This is a genomic window from Pseudomonas sp. M20, assembly GCF_045037865.1.
In the GTDB taxonomy this organism is placed as follows: Bacteria; Pseudomonadota; Gammaproteobacteria; order Pseudomonadales; family Pseudomonadaceae; genus Aquipseudomonas.
On the sequence record NZ_CP173611.1, the window covers coordinates 1,126,439 to 1,143,056 of the forward strand.

A 16,618-nucleotide genomic window follows, 5' to 3' on the forward strand; every position below is an offset into this window, starting at 1 on the left:
CGACTTTGAACATTTTGAAAGTTGGCCTGTGCCTGATGGCGGCCTCGTTGCTGTGCGGCTGTAACCCGCTGATGAGTGCTTCGTTGAATAACCTTAAAGCGGCGGTCGTCGGCCCGGATGAAGTCGACGTGTCGGCGGCTGAAGTGGCCGGGGTCAATTATCCGCAAATGAAACTGACCACGCCGTCCGGCTCCGGGGTGCTGGCGCTGGTGCGCGAGCGCGAAGACCTGCAGTTCTGGGTCGCTTCCGGCAAACAGGTGCTGCTGCTGCGCAATGGCCTCGCCGTGCGCACCATTGGCCTGGGCCTGGAAGGCGATCTCGATGGCACGCGGCTGGCCGATGACTCGCCGTTCAAGCAAGGCCTGCACCACGTCGCGGACGGTTTCACCACGCGGCGCTGGATCGACCTCTACAAGGGTCAGGAAGTCGGGGTGATCGTCAACAGCCGCTTCTCCCGCCGCTCGGAACAGACCCTGCAGATTCTCGACAAGGAATACACCGTGCTGCGTGTCGATGAGCACATTGACGCCCCGGCCATCGGCCTGAGCGCGACCAATCGTTACTGGGTCGACCCGCGTGACGGTTTCATCTTGCAGAGCGAGCAGCAACTGACGTCGCAGTTGCGCGTCAAGGTTGTGCAGCTCACCCCAGATCGCAGGCACCTGCCGTGATGCGCCTGAAAATGTTGTCGGCGGGCTTGATGCTGGTCGCGAGTGTGAGTCAGGCGGCCGTTACGGTGTCGGGTGATGTCGCTAATCCCGGACCAATCCCGCTGCCACCCGGCGGGCGCTTGCTCGACGTGATCAGCGAAGCCGTGCCGAATGCCGAAGGCTATTGGCTGGCGGGCGGCTTGCTGCGGCAGTCGCTGATCGAGGAGCAGACGCGGCTCAAGGTCGGCGTGCTGTTTGATCTGGATGTGCTGCAACGCATGTCGATGCTGTTTGACCGGCCGAGTCGGGCGGCGCTGGCGCAGCGCATTGCCGAAGAAGTGCGGCAGATGCCGGTGACTGGACGGCAGATCGCCGACCTCGATCCGGTCGCGTTGGAGGTTGGCTTCGCGCGCAACATTCGCCTCAATGACGGCGATCGTCTGATCTACCCGAAACGCGTCGATGAAGTGCAAGTGCTCGGTGCCGTCGCCGAGCCTTGTCACTTGCCGTATCAGCCGTTGCAGGAGGCCCGTGAATACCTGCAAGGCTGCTCGATTCTGGCCGATGCCGAAGCCGATTACCTGTGGCTGATCCAGCCCAACGGCGCGTCGCAACGTGTCGGCATCGCCCATTGGAATCGCGAGAGCGGGCACTTTCCCGTGGCCGGCAGCAAGATTCTGGTGCCGTTGAAAAATGATGATCTTGATCCGCCTCTACCTGAACTGAATCAGCAGTTGGCCGAATTCATTGCCACGCAGCTGGCCGAGGTGGTTCGTTGAAGTTACGTTTTGCAGCTGTGTTGTTATTGCCCTGCGGTCTGGCCCATGCCGAGCCGCGCTTCACCCAGAATGACTTCGGTGGCACCGGTCTGTTGCAGACGCCGACCGCGCGCATGGCCCCGGCCGGCGAGTTGAGCGTCAACGCCAACCGCACCGATCCGTACAGCCGCTACAGCGTGTCGTTGCAGCCGCTGGACTGGCTCGAAGGCTCGTTTCGCTACACCGCGATCACTAACCGGCCATACGGCTCGGAGGCCCTCAGCGGTAGTCAAAGCTATAAGGACAAGGCGGTCGACGTCAAAGTCCGGCTGTGGCAGGAAAGTCACTGGCTGCCCGATGTGGCGCTGGGCTTCCGAGATATCGGTGGTACCGGTTTGTTCTCCAGTGAATTTTTCGTCGCCAACAAGCGCTACGACAACTTCGATTTCAGTGCCGGGATTGCCTGGGGTTACCTCGGTAATCGCGGCGATATCGACAACCCGTTGGGCTACATCAGCGATCGCTTCGATACCCGTCCCGCGCTCGAAGGCACCGGTGATGTCAACTCGGGTTCGTACTTTCGTGGCCGGCCGTCGTTTTTCGGCGGCGTGAGCTATCAGACGCCGTGGGATCGCCTCAGCCTGAAACTCGAATTCGAAGGCAACGACTACAAGCACGAGCCGAAGGACAACGAGATCAAACAGGACTCGCCGATCAACCTTGGCGCGGTATTCAAGGTGACTGATTCGGTCGATGTCAGTGCGGCGTGGGAGCGCGGTAATACGGCGATGTTCGGCGTGACCTTCCACACCAATTTCGTCAGCCGCAAGGCACCGGCGAAGACTTACGATCCGACCCCGGAACCGCTGCCGGCGAAGGCACCGAACACAGCGATGGACCAGGTCAACTGGGCCAACGTCTCGCAGCGTTTGCAGCAGAACGCCGGCTACAAGGTCGAGCGCATCACCCAGCGTGATTCCGAGCTGATCGTCTATGGCGAGCAGCAGCGTTATTTCCATTCGTCCAAGGCTGTGGGCCGGGCGAGCCGGATTCTCGACAACAGCGTCAACGACGATATCGACTGGTTCACCGTGGTCAACAAGCGCTACGACTTGCCGTTGGAAGAAACCAGTTTGCCGCGCCAGACCTTCCGCGAAGTGATCAACAACGAAGAGCCACTTGAATCGCTGCACCGCACCACCGAGATCAACCCGGCGATGCCGCACAACGAGAAAACCCTCTACACCGAAGCACCGCAGCATTTCAGCTATGGCGTGGGGCTGGGCTTCAAGCAGAACGTTGGTGGTCCGGATGGCTTGCTCTATCAATTGAGTGCCGATGCCGACGCCGAATATCGCTTCAACCGCAACACCTGGTGGAGCGGTTTGCTCAGCGCCAACCTGGCCAACAACTTCGACAAATTCACCTACGACGCGCCGAGCGGTTTGCCGCGTGTGCGCACGGATTTGCGTCAGTACCTGACCACGTCTAACACCACCATGCCGTTGTTCCAGGTCAGCCATGCCGAGCAGTTGGATAAAGACCTGTATGGCATGGTCTATGGCGGTTATCTGGAGTCGATGTTTGCCGGTGTCGGCGGTGAGGTGTTGTTCCGCCCGACCGGTGAGCGCTGGTCGGTGGGCGCGGACCTGAACTGGGTGCGTCAGCGCGATTTTGATCAGGGTTTTGCCCTGCGCGATTACTCGGTGGTGACCGGGCATGTCACGGCGTACACCGATTTGCCGTTCGATACGTTGGCGGCGGTGAGCGTCGGGCGTTATCTGGCCGGGGACTGGGGCGGCACACTGGACATCTCGCGCGAGTTTTTCAATGGCGTGCGTTTCGGTGCGTGGGCGACGATCACCACGGCGGGCAGCGCCGAGTACGGCGAAGGTAGTTTCGACAAAGGCATCTACCTGTCGATCCCGTTCGACGAAATGATGAGTATGTCGACCATGCGCCGCGCCAACCTGGTCTGGGCCCCACTGACCCGTGACGGCGGTGCGCGACTGAGTCGCAGCTACCAACTGCACTCGATGACCGATAGCCGGGAAGGGGACATGTTTTATCGGAATTTCGAGAAGATCACGGAGTAAGCGTAGATCTCCCGAACACCCGAAAACCTGTAGGAGTGAGCCTGCTCGCGATAGCGTCCGACCGGCCGACATCTCTGTTGCCTGATCCGCTGCCATCGCGAGCAGGCTCACTCCCACATTGGCTATTTGTCACACCACAAATCCCAAGCCAACCACAAATCCCCTGTAGGAGTGAGCCTGCTCGCGATAGCGTCCATACAGTCGACATCGCTGTTACCTGACCCACCGACATCGCGAGCAGGCTCACTCCTACATTGAATATTTGCTACGCCACAGAGCGTGAGCCGTCCATAAACCCCTGTGGGAGCGAGCCTGCTCGCGAAGGCGTCAGCACAGTCGACATCCCCGTTACCTGACCCACCGCTTTCGCGAGCAGGTTCGCTCCCACAGTTTTTGCATTCACCCGCAATCCAGCGCCGCTCCCAAATCCCACGCACAAAAAAGGGGACTTTCGTCCCCTTGCGGTATCCAGCTTCGAACCTCAGTAAATATCTTTCGACAGCAACGTAAACGGCGTCTTCACCAGGATCTTCAGATCCAGCCACAACGACCAGCTGTTGATGTACTGCAGGTCAATCTCGACACGCTTCTGCATCTTGTCGATGGTGTCTGTCTCACCGCGGCAGCCGCTGATCTGGGCCAGTCCGGTGATCCCCGGTTTAATCCGGTGACGCGCCATGTACGCGAGGATTTTCCCCGAATAGTAGTTGTTGTGTGCGACGGCGTGCGGGCGAGGGCCGACCAGTGCCATATGCCCTTGCAGTACGTTGAACAGTTGCGGCAATTCATCGAGCGAAGTGCGGCGGATAAAGCGGCCGACTGCGGTAATGCGCGAGTCATTACGGCTGGCCTGCTTTACATCACGGTCATCGTGAACACGCATCGAGCGGAACTTCCAGACCTTGATCACCTTGCCATTCCAACCATGGCGATCCTGTTTAAAGAACACCGGGCCGGGCGAGTTGATCTTCACCGCCAACGCAATGATCAGCAGGATCGGACTCAGCGCGATGATCGCCAGAAACGCCACGGTTTTCTCGACCAGACTCTTGCTCAAAGCAGCAGTAGGGCGGCTGGTCAGAGGGCTCTCGTTCAAGTAGATCGCCGGCAGACCGTCCACAACCTTCACCGAGTGATTGAGCAGCGTCAGACTGTTCAAGTCCGGCACCCACACCACATCAACGTTGGCCCCTAGCAAGTCACCATAAATCGCTTCGATTTTCGCGGCTTCAGACAACGGCAGGGTGATGTACAAACGACGGATGTCATGCGCTTCGATCAGCTCCAGCAACTGTTCCTGATCGCCAACAACGCGCGGTGCATCCGAACCCAGCACAGACACATCGCCATTGCTGACCAAACCTACCAATGGCAGGTTTTCCAGTTGGCTGAGCTTCTTCGCCAGACCCAACGCCAGTTCGCCGGTACCGACGATCAGCGTCTTGTGTTCGCTTTTACGCGAGCGCTGGTAGTACTTGGAAAACGCATGCAGCGGAGCGTAAAGAAACGCCTGACCGAGGAAGCCATACACCGCCCAGCTCAGAATCACCTGCCGCGAAAACAGCTCATCGGCCTGGCAGACAAAGGCGATGCACGCCAGCGCCGCCATGGTCATCGACCAACCCATGAACAGTCGACCGAGACCGGTCAGGTAGTTGTCACGTTTGCGATAAACACCGCTAAACGTATAAGCCGGCACCGACGCCAGTACTGCCAGCGTTGCACACATCCGGTAGTAGAACGCGACCGTCCCGGTGTGCTGCTCGGCGAGTATGAACAACAGCGTCACCACAAAGCCTTGTGCCAGCGCCCATTGGCCCCAAAAGGTCAGTCCCTTGAGGCCTGTGCTTCGATTGATACTTAAAGAAAGATCCATACGGTATCCCCAAAAGACGTCCATTCAGGTTTCAACAGTTGAAATCCGAGTTGTTATGCAGACTTATTGTTTTTGTTCTAGCGAGTGTCCTGAGGTAACAACGTCGATATGCCGAACTGTCGTCAGTCAATAGACTAAGTTATTGGCTGGAATGGTGTCTGACGAGTTCTAACAAGATGGCATAGTGCCAACTTTTTAATAATTAAATAGAAGGGTGTTAGAAAAGGTCGTAGAGGAAGGGGTGAATAAATGATGTTGTATTTGTTACTGTTGGAGGGGTGGAGGCAGGGAGTTTTTAATTCAAGGAGGGAAATGAAGCCAAACAGAGTGCTCTTGTTGTTTTTGTAATCGCACTTTTTCTGTTTGTTCTGTTCGTAAGTGTCTTGAGGGTTACGCGACGACTTCCTGGATCAGGCAATAACCGCGGTTTCTGACGGCACGAAACAGTCGCTCACCATTACTGGCGCTTTTGAATTTGTCTTGCAGGCGACTCAGGCACATTTCCAGACCGCGATATTGTTCCGGTTCTCGACCGATGCTGAGGATCAGCTCGTCACGACTGACAACACGCTCTTCATGGCTGAGCATTTTCCTGACCAATGCTGTTTCCAGGCCAGTCAGGCTGATTTCAACACCTTCTTTGACCAGTGCGCCCTGATCAGGGTGGAGATGCCAGGTTTCATTGCCGGGCATATCACCTTCAACGGCAGGCGGCATGTTGCGGGTTTCCGCGCTTATCGCCGGGACATTCTGGAAGGGATTGGCCGATTGCGTTGCCCGCCATTCGGACTCAAGTGTGGCCAATATCCGCTGAGTATCATGTTCGATACTGCGCGGGGCATTTTTGCGACTGATGCCTGGATATGTGAACTCCATCACCATTGGAGCGGAAGAGGGCGAATCAACCCCTTCAAACGAATTGAAACGTTGACTGGACAGCATGCTCTCCAATTCACGTTGCGACGTTGTACTGTGAGTCACGACAACAAAATATTTCCTTGGGAGGGTTGTACTAGTTTCCATGTCTCTCTCCTAAATACACACCAAAATTGGCTAAAAGAAAAATCGGCAGGCGAGCAATGACTTCCTCGGAAGTAATCGATAGGCAGGGTCTGGGCCCAAGAATGGCCCTCGATAAATTCCACTCGATCTGCTGCTATGTTATGGAGTTTTATTGTTATGGGTCGTGTTGTCGCGCTCATTCAATTGCTTGATTTCAAACAGGCGTGAAGCAGAATTGGAACGATATGGTTGCATCAGACGATCCTTCGTACGTATGCAAAAGGGATGGCTGCCCGAGAGTCAGGCAGTCGATATCAGACCCCGCAGCAGGCGATAGCCATAGCCGCGAATGCTCTGAATCGCGTTTGTACCATACATGTCCTTGATTTTTCCACGCAAGCGACTGATTGATTTCTCCAGTGCGCGAGGGTCGTAGAAATTGGTATTGAGGCCCATGATGCTGGCGATTTCATCATGGCTCAGAATGTGATTACCGGTTTGCGCAAAGGCTTCGAGGATCTTCATTTCGGCAAACGAGATATCGAGTTTCTTGCTGGTGCCCATCAGGCAGATACGGGTCGGATCAAGCGTCAGATCGATATCGCGTTGCCATTCTTCACTATTGAAGAACTCGCCCAGCAACTCGGCGCCATCGTCGGAAAGGGTATTGAGCTTGATACAAACATCCGCGCCAGCCAGATAATATTTGATCTTGTTGAAGGCGCCGCGACCGGTGATGACCGCGCAAATGATCGGCTTCAAGTTGTCGCTGCGCAGGTTCTCGACCAGCGCAAGATTGTCTTCGAGGGCCTGTGGGCTGTCGATAACCAGGAATATCGCTCGATACGAACCAGACTGTTCATTCAACTGATATGAACTAGTGTACGCATCGGCTTCGAGCGCCACATCAGTGCGTAAATGCTGGGCGACTAGCGCTTTGAAATGTTCAGCCACGCCACGGGTACGACCCAGAGTAAGAACACCGGGTTCGTCGTTTGTCGGGCGCGGACTTCTAGTCGCTAAGTTCCCTGAGAGCATCATGCATTGACTCGAATTAAGTGCTGACATCGGGATGTTAAAGCACCGGTTCTCATCTGTGACTGACAATTGGTAACATTCACGCGATTTTTAGACGTGGCTCCCGAGTTTTCTAACAATAATTAAGCTTTTCAAGCTTTTAGTTGATTTTCTCGAAGGGGTGAACTACTGCTTAGATGGTGGCGATATGCAATGGTGCCACTATTTTGAGCTTATTGCGATAGCCATGTCCATGTCTAATTGCCACTGTCTGGCCATCTCTGAATAATGTGATATTGATCACACTTTATTGTCAGAGCAACTTTTTTCTGCAAAAAGGCCTAAATATTTTCTGCGTAGTTCGTCGGCCGACGATTACTAACATGGCTTGAGTGTGTCTTTTAATAAGACGTAATCTTTATGGCTGATGAACTTTTGCGTTTATGTATGTCAATGGTCTCACTGCAGATACTCAACCCCTGAGTGTTATTACCCGATCGCTCGCCAAGAGCGCTCTGACGGAGGATTAATGGATTTCTGGACCCTTTTCCAGGTGTTGATATTAGGTGCGGTAGAAGGCCTGACCGAGTTCTTGCCGATCTCGAGTACCGGCCACCAGATCATCGTCGCCGACTTGCTGGAATTCGGCGGCGAACGCGCCATGGCCTTCAACATCATTATTCAACTGGGTGCCATTCTTGCCGTCGTCTGGGAGTTTCGACCGAAGATCTTCGACATCATCAAAGGCCTGCCAACTCAACGCAATGCACAACGTTTCACCCTCAATTTGCTGATCGCCTTTCTGCCCGCCGTGGTCTTGGGCGTGTTGTTCGCCGACGCAATTCACGAATACCTGTTCAACCCGATCACTGTCGCCGTGGCACTGGTCGTCGGCGGCATCATCATGCTGTGGGCCGAACAGCGCAGCCATGTGATCAGCGTCGAACACGTCGACGACATGCGCTGGTCTCACGCACTGAAAGTCGGATTCGTACAATGCCTGGCGATGATTCCCGGCACCTCACGCTCCGGCTCGACCATCATCGGCGGCCTGCTCTTCGGCCTGTCGCGCAAAGCCGCCACCGAGTTCTCGTTCTTCCTCGCCATGCCCACCATGGTCGGCGCCGCCGTGTACTCCGGCTACAAATACCGCGACCTGTTCCAGCCCAACGACCTGCCAGTCTTCGCCCTCGGCTTCGTCACCGCGTTCATTTTCGCGATGATCGCCGTACGCGGCCTGCTCAAGTTTATCGCCAACCACAGCTACGCCGCGTTCGCCTGGTATCGGATCGCGTTTGGTTTGTTGATTCTGGCAACATGGCTGTTTGGCTGGGTCAACTGGACCGCAGCAGCGGCCGCCTGATCACTGAGCGCTGATCAACGCCGCAACGGCGAGATCGTTTAACGTCGAATCTGACGACTCCTGGCGAAAGCGCTGCAAGGCCGACGTGAAATACGCGGCCTGCAGCATGCCGTCGCTGGCCAGATAGAGTCGCGCGTCTTCCTGTTCTTCAGCAGAGTAAACACGCTTGTGACTGTCGGTCGTTTCCTGGCTAGACGAAATAGGTGCAAGGATTAAAGACACCAAAGTGAAGCCGGAAAACTGCGTCACCTCCCACGGCGTATCGGTCCGGCCCATGCAAAAGCCATCGCAGTGCGCATAACCGTCGGAAGTGAAGCTGAACAAGGCAAGGAGGGTGAAACGCTTGAAAGCAGAAAAACTAAACGCGGGCATAAACGAAAGACATCCTGTCAGTACATCAAAACAGCGGGCAACGCTCATGTGTCACCCGCACACTCAAACCATCAATCAACGACCTTCAAGCAACTCAGCCGCCTGATCCAGCAACGCCAGCGGATCCTTGGCCTTGTGAATATCCACCGACAACAACTGACGGAATTTCCGCGCCCCCGGGAAACCCGTACCCAGGCCCAGCACATGGCGCGTGATGTGATGCATCGCACCACCGGCCAGCAAATGCTCGGCTATATAAGGACGCAACTGCGCCAACGCCTCAGCCCGGCTGATCACCGGCGCCGAACTGCCGAACAACTGCTGATCCACCTCCGCCAGCAAATACGGATTGTGATAAGCCTCACGCCCCAACATCACACCGTCAAACGTCTGCAAATGCTCGTGACAAGCCTCCATCGTCTTGATCCCGCCATTCAGCACAATCTCCAACTCCGGAAAATCCGCCTTCAGCTGCGCCGCCACGTCATAGCGCAACGGCGGAATGTCACGATTCTCCTTCGGCGACAACCCCTCCAGAATCGCAATCCGCGCATGCACGGTAAAACTGGTGCACCCGGCATCGCGAACCGTGCCGACGAAATCACACAGCTCCGCGTAACTGTCCCGGCCATTGATGCCGATGCGGTGCTTTACCGTCACTGGAATCGACACGGCGTCTTGCATCGCCTTCACACAATCCGCCACTAATTGCGGGTGACCCATCAGGCACGCGCCGATCATGTTGTTTTGCACACGATCGCTTGGGCAGCCGACGTTTAGATTCACCTCGTCGTAGCCGTGTTCCTGAGCCATGCGGGCGCAGGCGGCCAGATCCAACGGAACGCTACCACCTAACTGCAAGGCGAGAGGGTGCTCGGCTTCGTTGTGACGGAGGAAACGTTCGTGATCGCCATTTAGGAGCGCACCGGTGGTGACCATTTCGGTGTAGAGCAGGGCATTCTTCGACAGGAGGCGTAGGAAGAAACGGCAGTGGCGGTCAGTCCAATCCATCATGGGCGCAACGGAGAACCTTCTAGACAGCGTAGAGCCGGTGTTTGTTGAGTATGTAGCTGATTTATGTACCATTTTGCTCTACGTGTTCTAGGCCGATTTCAGGGGGTAAATAGGCGTTTTCTGAGGTCGGTTGGTACAATGTACCAATCACTTTTCCAATTGTACCAGTTGACTATGGCCACGATCAGAGCACGGAAACGCACCGACGGCAGCACCAGTTACACGGCACAGATACGCCTGTTTCGCGATGGGGTGCAAGTTTACCAAGAGAGTCAGACCTTCGCCCGAAAACAGGCTGCACAGGCTTGGGTGCGTAAAAGAGAAACCGAGCTGGACGAACCAGGCGCGATCGAGCGGGCGAACCGACCTGGTGCGACGATCAAGGAAATGATCGATCGCTACTTGGCTGAAATGACCAAGGCGCGCCCTCTCGGGAAAACGAAGCTCGGTACGTTGAAGGCAATTAGCGAGTGCTACCTGGGAAAGTTGAACGACAGAGATATAAGCAGCCAGCACCTGGTCGAGTATGCGTTATGGCGCATGGGCAAGGAGGGTGGGGGCGTTCAGCCTCAGACCGCTGGCAACGATCTCGCACACCTGGGCGCGGTTCTCTCGATCGCTCGACCCGCTTGGGGTTATGAGGTGGATCCGCATGCAATGGTGGATGCGCGCCGAGTATTAAAAAAGCTCGGTTACAACATGAAAAGCCGCGAACGCGATCGCCGGCCCGCACTAGACGAACTCGACAAGCTGCTTACACACTTCCGGGATATCCAAACCCGTCGTCCAACTTCTATCAACATGCTTAAGCTGACGGGTTTCGCGTTGTTTTCCACGCGTAGGCAAGAAGAGATCACTCGGATCCTATGGGATGACTTGGACGAAGCTGGCCAGCGGGTGCTGGTTCGTGACATGAAGAATCCAGGCCAGAAGATCGGTAACGACGTCTGGTGTCATTTGCCGCCAGAAGCATGGGCGATACTTCAGACCATGCCTAAAGTGTTGCCTGAGATTTTTCCTTACAGCGCTGAATCCGTGTCCACGTCGTGGACAAGAGCCTGCAAAATCCTGGGCATCGCAGATCTGCACTTTCACGATCTGCGCCATGAAGGCGTCAGCCGGCTTTTCGAAATGGACTGGGATATTCCGCGAGTGGCGAGTGTGTCGGGACATCGAGATTGGAACTCGATGCGCCGTTATACCCACCTGCGTGGGCGAGGGGATGTTTATGCAACTTGGGAGTGGTTCGAGCGCATCCTGCAGGCGCCCGTAAAGCTGGGCGCCAAAACGTTGAAGTGAGTTAACTGCTGCGCGGCGCGCTATTCAGTTGGTTACTTTCTTTGACTGCTGCAGCGCGCTGCTCATCCAGGTAAGCCGACAGGTCTGCAATATGAATACCTTTCGCGCTTTTCTGACTCGGCTCCATGCGAGTGATAGGGAGCTTTATCTGGCCAGCCCCCACTTTGCGTTGGAACATGTCTGTTGTCAGGTGCGTGAAATAATCCTGACACACTCGATCCAGCGGAATTACCACTTGGCCATTGTATTGAGCCATCAGTACAAACAACGTTTTCATAGTGCGATTCCTTCGAGTGAGTTAGGTCGATCAATTGGGGTTAGGTTGGCTGTTGAGCTGCCAGACAGTAGTTGAGCGACAACAGCGAACTCTGCCGCGTCGATGTCGCCCAACTCCTTGGCGAAAGTGGTAAGGCATTCGAGACGGATCCGCGCTACCTCGGTTTTCCGCACCTGGTAATCAAACAGTGCTGTACCGACGATTCTGATAGCCATCAGATGCCGAGCATGCGGGTCACCGTTGATGAGTGTGTTAGCCTTCGAATCACTGCTGCTTTGGTGCTGTACTTCCATGGTGTTGCCCTCGGTGGTGGTTGATGTCGGGGAGGTGCAACTCCTCGACATCGCTTCTTTATTCCGTCAGTCCTGGCGGGCTAGGTGAATGATCAGGTCGGCGTACTTCGGATCTTCCTCAGTGCAGGACTGCCATTCGATTACGCTCAAAATCTGCTGTGGGCTGCACGCGTCCACCAGGATTTCACGTTGGCCACCTGCGGCACGAACCTCAAGAATCTGCAGCAGTCCGTCCACCCCATAAGCACCGGCCTGAATGACCGGCTGGCTTTCGCCGATCCCTTCCAACCGGTTCTGGATCTCCTGCAGCTTGCTTGTGTTGCCGTCGCCGGCATTGCCCATAAAGATTTGGATTTGCATCGGTGTAGCCTCCTTTTCACGCTTTGAAGATCCAGCACTTGACCGTGGTAGGGCGACCCGGCGCCAAGGGTGTCCTGCTGTTCATGGCTGCTCGGACTGCGCTATGTACGGCCTTGTTTGCTTCCAGAAACTTGTGCGAGCGGGACTCTTTCAGTAGGTCGCGCAGGGTGGCCACGTCCGCCAGTTTCTGTTTGTGTTCAGCAGCTCTTTCGCTGAATTCGTTGAGGTTGATCGCGATGACGCTCGGGTCACTGCTGTGATCAACCAAGGGGTCATCGTTGAGAGATTCGAGGTAGTCGTAGACTTCCCAGAATTCAGCAACGGCCGGGTGGTCGGAGCTGATCGAAGCCTGGCGCTCAATCGCCATGCGGACGATTTGGCGCTGGGTCGCGGCTATTTGAGGCTCATCCAGTTTCAGAATCAGGCGCAGTGCATCGAGTAAAGAAAGCAACTGAGCGTGGTTCTTGCTGATGCGCTCCACGCGGATGTAGCCGCGCAGGTCATAACCACAACTGGTGCAGTTGCCCTGGTCGCTGACATAGGCTGTGCTGCAGGCAAAACAATGCGTGTGCAGGCGGCGCAGCTTCGCTTCGTGTTCGGGCATGCGCTGGGCGAACAGATCCAGTACCGCGGACTCCTTACCCACGGCGCGCAACAGGAAGTGGCTGAGGGTGCCGCCGTCCAGTGCGTTCAACTGGTCAGCAGCCGCACGGCTTTCCGGGGTGACCGTCGGGCGTACAAAGTGCAGCTTGACGATGCGCGTCATGATCGCTTCGTGGGCAATCACCGCCGCGTTCTGGCTGATGGCGATGGTTCCGCGAAAGGGCGGTTCGTAGGTCTCGTTGCCCGCCGTCTTGACGCCTTTGGTGGCCAGCGTGCCGCCGCCGTAGAAGTCTTTCAGCTCATCCCATTCGAAGGTTTTCGCGTGTGCCCGATCGTCGCTGTGACGATCGGCCTCAAGAAACACCACCGGCATGCCGGAGACCTGGCCCATCAGGCGCGAGCGTCCGGCTTTGGTCGATTTCATCGGGTCGAAGCCTTCATAGCCTTCGCGTCCGAGCAGCTTCCACAGCAAGTTGAGCAGGGTGGTTTTGCCGGCACCGGCTTCACCGGTGGCCTCCAGAAACGGGAAGGACTGGTAACGCGCGCGGATCTGCTCGCAGAACAGCGAGCCGAAAAAGAACACCAGCGCTACGAAGCCCTGGGCGCCGAAGCAGGTCCACAACAACTGCACCCACTGCTCGTTGAAGTCTTTGCCCTCCCGCTGCAGCTTGATCGGGACACCTTTCTGCAGGGTTTTCAGGCGCAGCTTGCCGAACTCGAAATAGTCTTCACTGTTGACCTTGTAGGTGGTGCCATCCTTGATTGCGATGTCTCCATAGACGTAGCAGGCGTATTCCTTGCTGTAGCCGACGTAGTCGATGGTCGACACGGTTTTGATGCCGAACAGTTGGTCCTTCATCAGCTTGTCGAGCTGCTGACCGCTACCCGTGAACATGGCGCCGGCGGCCATGCCGAGCAGGCGCTTTTTGAATTCACTCGCGGCGGACAGCTGGCCGCTGGTGAACGTGTTTTTCACGCTTTCGGAGTCGTGCGGGAAGTCCACGCGCAGGTAATACCAGGACTCGTCGGTGACTTCGTTGCGCTGAAAGTACAAGGCTTGCGGGTAGCAGTTGGCAATCTCCACAACGCTACCGGACTGCTGCAGCGCCTTCTCGCGCTGTTGCGCCTGGTTAAGCAACTGGTCGTCGTGGTTCTCGCTGTCCTCGATGTCGGACATGGCCCGGTTGAATTTCTCCATGTCCAGCTTGAACCAGTACAGACGGCTGCCAAAACCCAGGTGAAATTCCCCGCGCTTGTTCCAGTCGTACATGAGCAATGCCTTTTCCGCTGCGCTTTCTGCCAGCAGCAGGGCGCCCTGATGGCGGGCCTGCTTAAGGTCCGAAGCGATCTGTTCGGCGCGCTTGGCATCGTCCTGAATGAAGCTCCAGCGCTGGTGCAGGTCGTTCCAATCAGACTTGCGGCCATCGCGTTGCGGGATCTGTGCTGATTCGCAGACGAAACCCAGGGCACGGGCTTCGCGGACCCAGCGCCGGGTGTAGGCGTTGGCGCTAGGTTCGTTGTCCAGCGCCCAAACCAACTTGGGCAGCTTGCCGCCTTCACGGGTTTTGATCAGGGCCTTGAGCGAGTCCCCGGGGAACGCGTTGGACGACATGGCCGATACGGCCGCGATGTCGTTGTGTACCAGAGCGATGGCGTCAAAGATCCCTTCGACAATCCAGATTTCCTTTACCTCGAGCAGGTCGACGCAAGGGGGGCACCACCAGACGCCGCGATAGCTGTCCTTGGATTTGAAGCGCGCCTTCATCTTGCCGAAACGGTGCGGCTGATCGATCAGCCGTTCCCACCAGCCGCCTTTTTCCAGGGCGAAACGCACGGTGGCGCTGCCGGCGTTGTGTTCGGGCGAGTAGAAGCTTTCCTGAGTGAACCAACCCTGGATCAGTTCAAATCGAAAACCCCGGGCGAACTCCAGATAAGCCCGTGCAGTGGCGATGGGGTGCTGGTCCGTAGCCGGCGCTCGCTTGCTCCAGTCCTCAAACAGATCGTCGTACAGCTCCTTTACGTGAAGAGTATGACCGCACTTTTCCGGGCGACCACAGATCACCATCCATGGCGTATCGAACCGGGAATACAGCTCCTTTTTCTTGCACTTGGGGCAGGTGCCACCGCGCATATAATCGGTGCCTACGCGGTGCTTCAATCCGAAGTCGAACTGGAGGCGTTGCAACACGTCTTGGCGGAGATCTTCTTTCATGATTACTTCACTGCTTTGAGGCTGAGGGATAGGGCGGCCATCAGGCGTTTCTGGGCGGCCATCACCGGAGTTTTTTCGAGAATCGAGCTGTGCCGTTTTTCTTGCGGGACATACCGGTATTCATCCGCGTACCAGTAGTCGTTGAGGCTCAAGCGGTACTGCTCACGCATCGCAGCCAGAAGTGCTTCGGCCTCTGCAGGTGGCAGCTGGGTGGTCACAATTACGGCTTTTCCCATCTTGAAACCTCGATTTCGGGCGCAGCTCACCCAAACCCACGGAGTGCGGGGCAGGCGTTTGTTTGAGGGAGTGGTGTTACGAGTTGGCTAAGCGAAGGCGACCAATGTCTGGCGCGTTGATGATTCGCTCATAGATGAGGCTGACCGGTACGGCCCATTGTCGGCCGGTGACCGGATCAACGATCACGGTGTGCGTCGACGTGCTGCTCTGGATGTTCAGGCGTTGCCGATCGCGAACGGCGACCATGGTGGTGCCTGCCAGGTGAACGATTTTTTCAGCGACCTGCGTTTGCACGTCGTAGTCTGCAACCAGGTGTTGAACAGCCCGGCTGAACAGTTGCTGATCGTCGCTTAGGTGTTCGCAGTGGTGACGCTCAAGAAACGACAGCGCGGCGCTCTGCAGGACATCCTGGTATTCCCGTACCGCAGACAAATTGTTCATTGAGCTTTTCCTGCGCGGTAGAGAGCGATAGCAGCCAGCACTTCTGCGTGCCTTGCTGCTACGTGGAGGTTATGCGCGTCCATGATGAATTCGGCTTCTTCATCACTGATCGAACCGTCTTCAAGAGCGGCGGCAATTGCTTGATCAACACACCCTCGCTTTGCAGAAACCTGCACGGAGCGTTTGTAGAGTTCGACATTGTCGAGCGTTTCAGGATCGGCCACCGGTACGAACAGTCCCCCATACATCGAGGCGACGTAAGTAGGGAAGTGCTGAGTTCCACAGTCCTGCTCGAGCATGAAAACTTGTAAGTCGTTGAGGGGACTGCAACCAGCATTTTCGTAGGCATGGTTGTCGAATTTTTTGAGCTTCAGACCCAGGCGCGCAGCAGCGGCTTCGCGTCCACCAGCGTAACTGCGGATGATCTCGCTCATGACTTCTTTGCGAGTGTCTAGGATTGGACTTTTCAACTTCTACTTTTCCCTGTGGAGCGCCGCGATTACTGTTCAATTACGCCGTCTTTGATGCCTAGCAACACGGCGGCGCGATGTGCCTCCCCTCGGCGACCTTTGATCCGACCGTTCAAAAGGTCGCTGACCAAATTTTTGTTCAGCCCATGCTTGCGACTGAACTCCGCGATACTTAGTCCCTTTCGATCGAGAGCCGCCCGGGCTTGCTCGTGCGTAATGGTGGCGGGCATAGTGTTCCCTCTGTTCATTTGTGTTTGTTTGCGTTTGTCTGTGGTGAT

The 16,618-nt window shown here is 56.2% G+C and carries 18 protein-coding genes; 5 read left to right on the forward strand and 13 right to left on the reverse strand.

Annotation, left to right across the window (positions count from 1 at the left end; translation table 11 throughout):
* The first annotated feature begins 5 nt into the window (after positions 1-5).
* Genes ACI514_RS05090 through ACI514_RS05100 form a run of 3 tightly spaced genes read left to right on the forward strand, consistent with a single transcriptional unit; the run spans position 6 to position 3,504 of the window.
* A complete protein-coding gene (locus tag ACI514_RS05090; RefSeq protein ID WP_405123192.1) occupies positions 6-671 on the forward strand; it encodes a YjbF family lipoprotein in 666 nt (221 codons plus the stop codon).
* Complete coding sequence (locus ACI514_RS05095; protein ID WP_405123193.1) at positions 671-1,429, forward strand: capsule biosynthesis GfcC family protein; 759 nt, start codon at positions 671-673, stop codon at positions 1,427-1,429. Before ACI514_RS05090 ends, ACI514_RS05095 begins: the two co-directional genes overlap by 1 nt.
* Positions 1,426-3,504 carry a YjbH domain-containing protein gene (locus ACI514_RS05100; RefSeq protein WP_405123194.1) on the forward strand — a complete coding sequence of 693 codons (2,079 nt, stop codon included), beginning with the start codon at positions 1,426-1,428 and terminating at the stop codon, positions 3,502-3,504. Before ACI514_RS05095 ends, ACI514_RS05100 begins: the two co-directional genes overlap by 4 nt.
* A 481-nt stretch (positions 3,505-3,985) precedes the next feature.
* Here ACI514_RS05100 and ACI514_RS05105 read toward each other — a convergent pair whose 3' ends face one another.
* The 3 genes from ACI514_RS05105 to ACI514_RS05115 all read right to left on the reverse strand — a co-directional run bounded on the left by ACI514_RS05105 (position 3,986) and on the right by ACI514_RS05115 (position 7,423).
* Positions 3,986-5,380: an undecaprenyl-phosphate glucose phosphotransferase gene (locus ACI514_RS05105; protein WP_160058795.1), complete on the reverse strand. Its 1,395-nt coding sequence runs from the start codon at positions 5,378-5,380 to the stop codon at positions 3,986-3,988.
* Positions 5,381-5,770: 390 nt separating this feature from the next.
* On the reverse strand, positions 5,771-6,403 hold the full coding sequence (locus ACI514_RS05110) for a transcriptional regulator (protein WP_405123195.1): 633 nt from the start codon (positions 6,401-6,403) through the stop codon (positions 5,771-5,773).
* A 279-nt stretch (positions 6,404-6,682) separates the two neighbouring features.
* Entirely contained in the window at positions 6,683-7,423 is a 741-nt protein-coding gene (locus ACI514_RS05115) for a winged helix-turn-helix domain-containing protein (protein ID WP_160058793.1), read from the reverse strand.
* Between the two features lie 505 nt (positions 7,424-7,928).
* On the opposite strand from ACI514_RS05115, the gene ACI514_RS05120 reads away from it, so the two are divergent.
* The gene (locus ACI514_RS05120) at positions 7,929-8,762 is read left to right on the forward strand and encodes an undecaprenyl-diphosphate phosphatase (protein ID WP_371042655.1); all 834 of its coding nucleotides are present in this window, start codon (positions 7,929-7,931) and stop codon (positions 8,760-8,762) included.
* On the opposite strand, the gene ACI514_RS05125 is transcribed toward ACI514_RS05120, so the two are convergent.
* A complete protein-coding gene (locus ACI514_RS05125; RefSeq protein WP_405123196.1) occupies positions 8,763-9,182 on the reverse strand; it encodes a DUF2388 domain-containing protein in 420 nt (139 codons plus the stop codon). It abuts the gene before it with no gap.
* 27 nt (positions 9,183-9,209) lie between these two features.
* Positions 9,210-10,220 (reverse strand): tRNA dihydrouridine(20/20a) synthase DusA, encoded by a 1,011-nt coding sequence (dusA, locus tag ACI514_RS05130; RefSeq protein WP_405123197.1) that lies wholly within the window; start codon positions 10,218-10,220, stop codon positions 9,210-9,212.
* A gap of 102 nt (positions 10,221-10,322) precedes the next feature.
* Here dusA and ACI514_RS05135 point away from each other — a divergent pair, with 102 nt between their 5' ends.
* Positions 10,323-11,447 carry a tyrosine-type recombinase/integrase gene (locus tag ACI514_RS05135; protein WP_405124197.1) on the forward strand — a complete coding sequence of 375 codons (1,125 nt, stop codon included), beginning with the start codon at positions 10,323-10,325 and terminating at the stop codon, positions 11,445-11,447.
* A 1-nt stretch (position 11,448) separates the two neighbouring features.
* Here the strand turns inward: ACI514_RS05135 and ACI514_RS05140 are convergent, their stop codons facing one another.
* The 8 genes from ACI514_RS05140 to ACI514_RS05175 form a co-directional block, all read right to left on the reverse strand.
* Positions 11,449-11,724: a pyocin activator PrtN family protein gene (locus ACI514_RS05140; RefSeq protein WP_064392767.1), complete on the reverse strand. Its 276-nt coding sequence runs from the start codon at positions 11,722-11,724 to the stop codon at positions 11,449-11,451.
* Positions 11,721-12,017: a hypothetical protein gene (locus ACI514_RS05145; protein WP_405123198.1), complete on the reverse strand. Its 297-nt coding sequence runs from the start codon at positions 12,015-12,017 to the stop codon at positions 11,721-11,723. Before ACI514_RS05145 ends, ACI514_RS05140 begins: the two co-directional genes overlap by 4 nt.
* A 66-nt stretch (positions 12,018-12,083) precedes the next feature.
* Entirely contained in the window at positions 12,084-12,377 is a 294-nt protein-coding gene (locus ACI514_RS05150; protein WP_141127440.1) for a hypothetical protein, read from the reverse strand.
* A 16-nt stretch (positions 12,378-12,393) separates the two neighbouring features.
* On the reverse strand, positions 12,394-15,192 hold the full coding sequence (locus ACI514_RS05155; protein ID WP_405123199.1) for a toprim domain-containing protein: 2,799 nt from the start codon (positions 15,190-15,192) through the stop codon (positions 12,394-12,396).
* A gap of 2 nt (positions 15,193-15,194) precedes the next feature.
* The gene (locus ACI514_RS05160) at positions 15,195-15,428 is read right to left on the reverse strand and encodes a hypothetical protein (protein ID WP_405123200.1); all 234 of its coding nucleotides are present in this window, start codon (positions 15,426-15,428) and stop codon (positions 15,195-15,197) included.
* A 76-nt stretch (positions 15,429-15,504) separates the two neighbouring features.
* Positions 15,505-15,870 (reverse strand): hypothetical protein, encoded by a 366-nt coding sequence (locus ACI514_RS05165; RefSeq protein WP_405123201.1) that lies wholly within the window; start codon positions 15,868-15,870, stop codon positions 15,505-15,507.
* On the reverse strand, positions 15,867-16,340 hold the full coding sequence (locus tag ACI514_RS05170) for a YmfL family putative regulatory protein (RefSeq protein WP_405123202.1): 474 nt from the start codon (positions 16,338-16,340) through the stop codon (positions 15,867-15,869). The genes ACI514_RS05165 and ACI514_RS05170 overlap by 4 nt, the downstream gene beginning before the upstream one ends.
* A 29-nt stretch (positions 16,341-16,369) precedes the next feature.
* A complete protein-coding gene (locus tag ACI514_RS05175; RefSeq protein WP_095050509.1) occupies positions 16,370-16,570 on the reverse strand; it encodes a DNA-binding protein in 201 nt (66 codons plus the stop codon).
* Positions 16,571-16,618: the final 48 nt, after the last annotated feature.

Coding starts and splice junctions, on each gene's coding strand:
- ACI514_RS05095 (WP_405123193.1), top strand. CDS start 671: ATGCGCCTGAAAATGTTGTCGGCGGGCTTGATGCTGGTCGCGAGTGTG.
- ACI514_RS05105 (WP_160058795.1), bottom strand. CDS start 5,380: ATGGATCTTTCTTTAAGTATCAATCGAAGCACAGGCCTCAAGGGACTG.
- ACI514_RS05110 (WP_405123195.1), bottom strand. CDS start 6,403: ATGGAAACTAGTACAACCCTCCCAAGGAAATATTTTGTTGTCGTGACT.
- ACI514_RS05115 (WP_160058793.1), bottom strand. CDS start 7,423: ATGATGCTCTCAGGGAACTTAGCGACTAGAAGTCCGCGCCCGACAAAC.
- ACI514_RS05120 (WP_371042655.1), top strand. CDS start 7,929: ATGGATTTCTGGACCCTTTTCCAGGTGTTGATATTAGGTGCGGTAGAA.
- ACI514_RS05125 (WP_405123196.1), bottom strand. CDS start 9,182: ATGAGCGTTGCCCGCTGTTTTGATGTACTGACAGGATGTCTTTCGTTT.
- dusA (WP_405123197.1), bottom strand. CDS start 10,220: ATGGTACATAAATCAGCTACATACTCAACAAACACCGGCTCTACGCTG.
- ACI514_RS05135 (WP_405124197.1), top strand. CDS start 10,323: ATGGCCACGATCAGAGCACGGAAACGCACCGACGGCAGCACCAGTTAC.
- ACI514_RS05140 (WP_064392767.1), bottom strand. CDS start 11,724: ATGAAAACGTTGTTTGTACTGATGGCTCAATACAATGGCCAAGTGGTA.
- ACI514_RS05145 (WP_405123198.1), bottom strand. CDS start 12,017: ATGGAAGTACAGCACCAAAGCAGCAGTGATTCGAAGGCTAACACACTC.
- ACI514_RS05150 (WP_141127440.1), bottom strand. CDS start 12,377: ATGCAAATCCAAATCTTTATGGGCAATGCCGGCGACGGCAACACAAGC.
- ACI514_RS05155 (WP_405123199.1), bottom strand. CDS start 15,192: ATGAAAGAAGATCTCCGCCAAGACGTGTTGCAACGCCTCCAGTTCGAC.
- ACI514_RS05160 (WP_405123200.1), bottom strand. CDS start 15,428: ATGGGAAAAGCCGTAATTGTGACCACCCAGCTGCCACCTGCAGAGGCC.
- ACI514_RS05165 (WP_405123201.1), bottom strand. CDS start 15,870: ATGAACAATTTGTCTGCGGTACGGGAATACCAGGATGTCCTGCAGAGC.
- ACI514_RS05175 (WP_095050509.1), bottom strand. CDS start 16,570: ATGCCCGCCACCATTACGCACGAGCAAGCCCGGGCGGCTCTCGATCGA.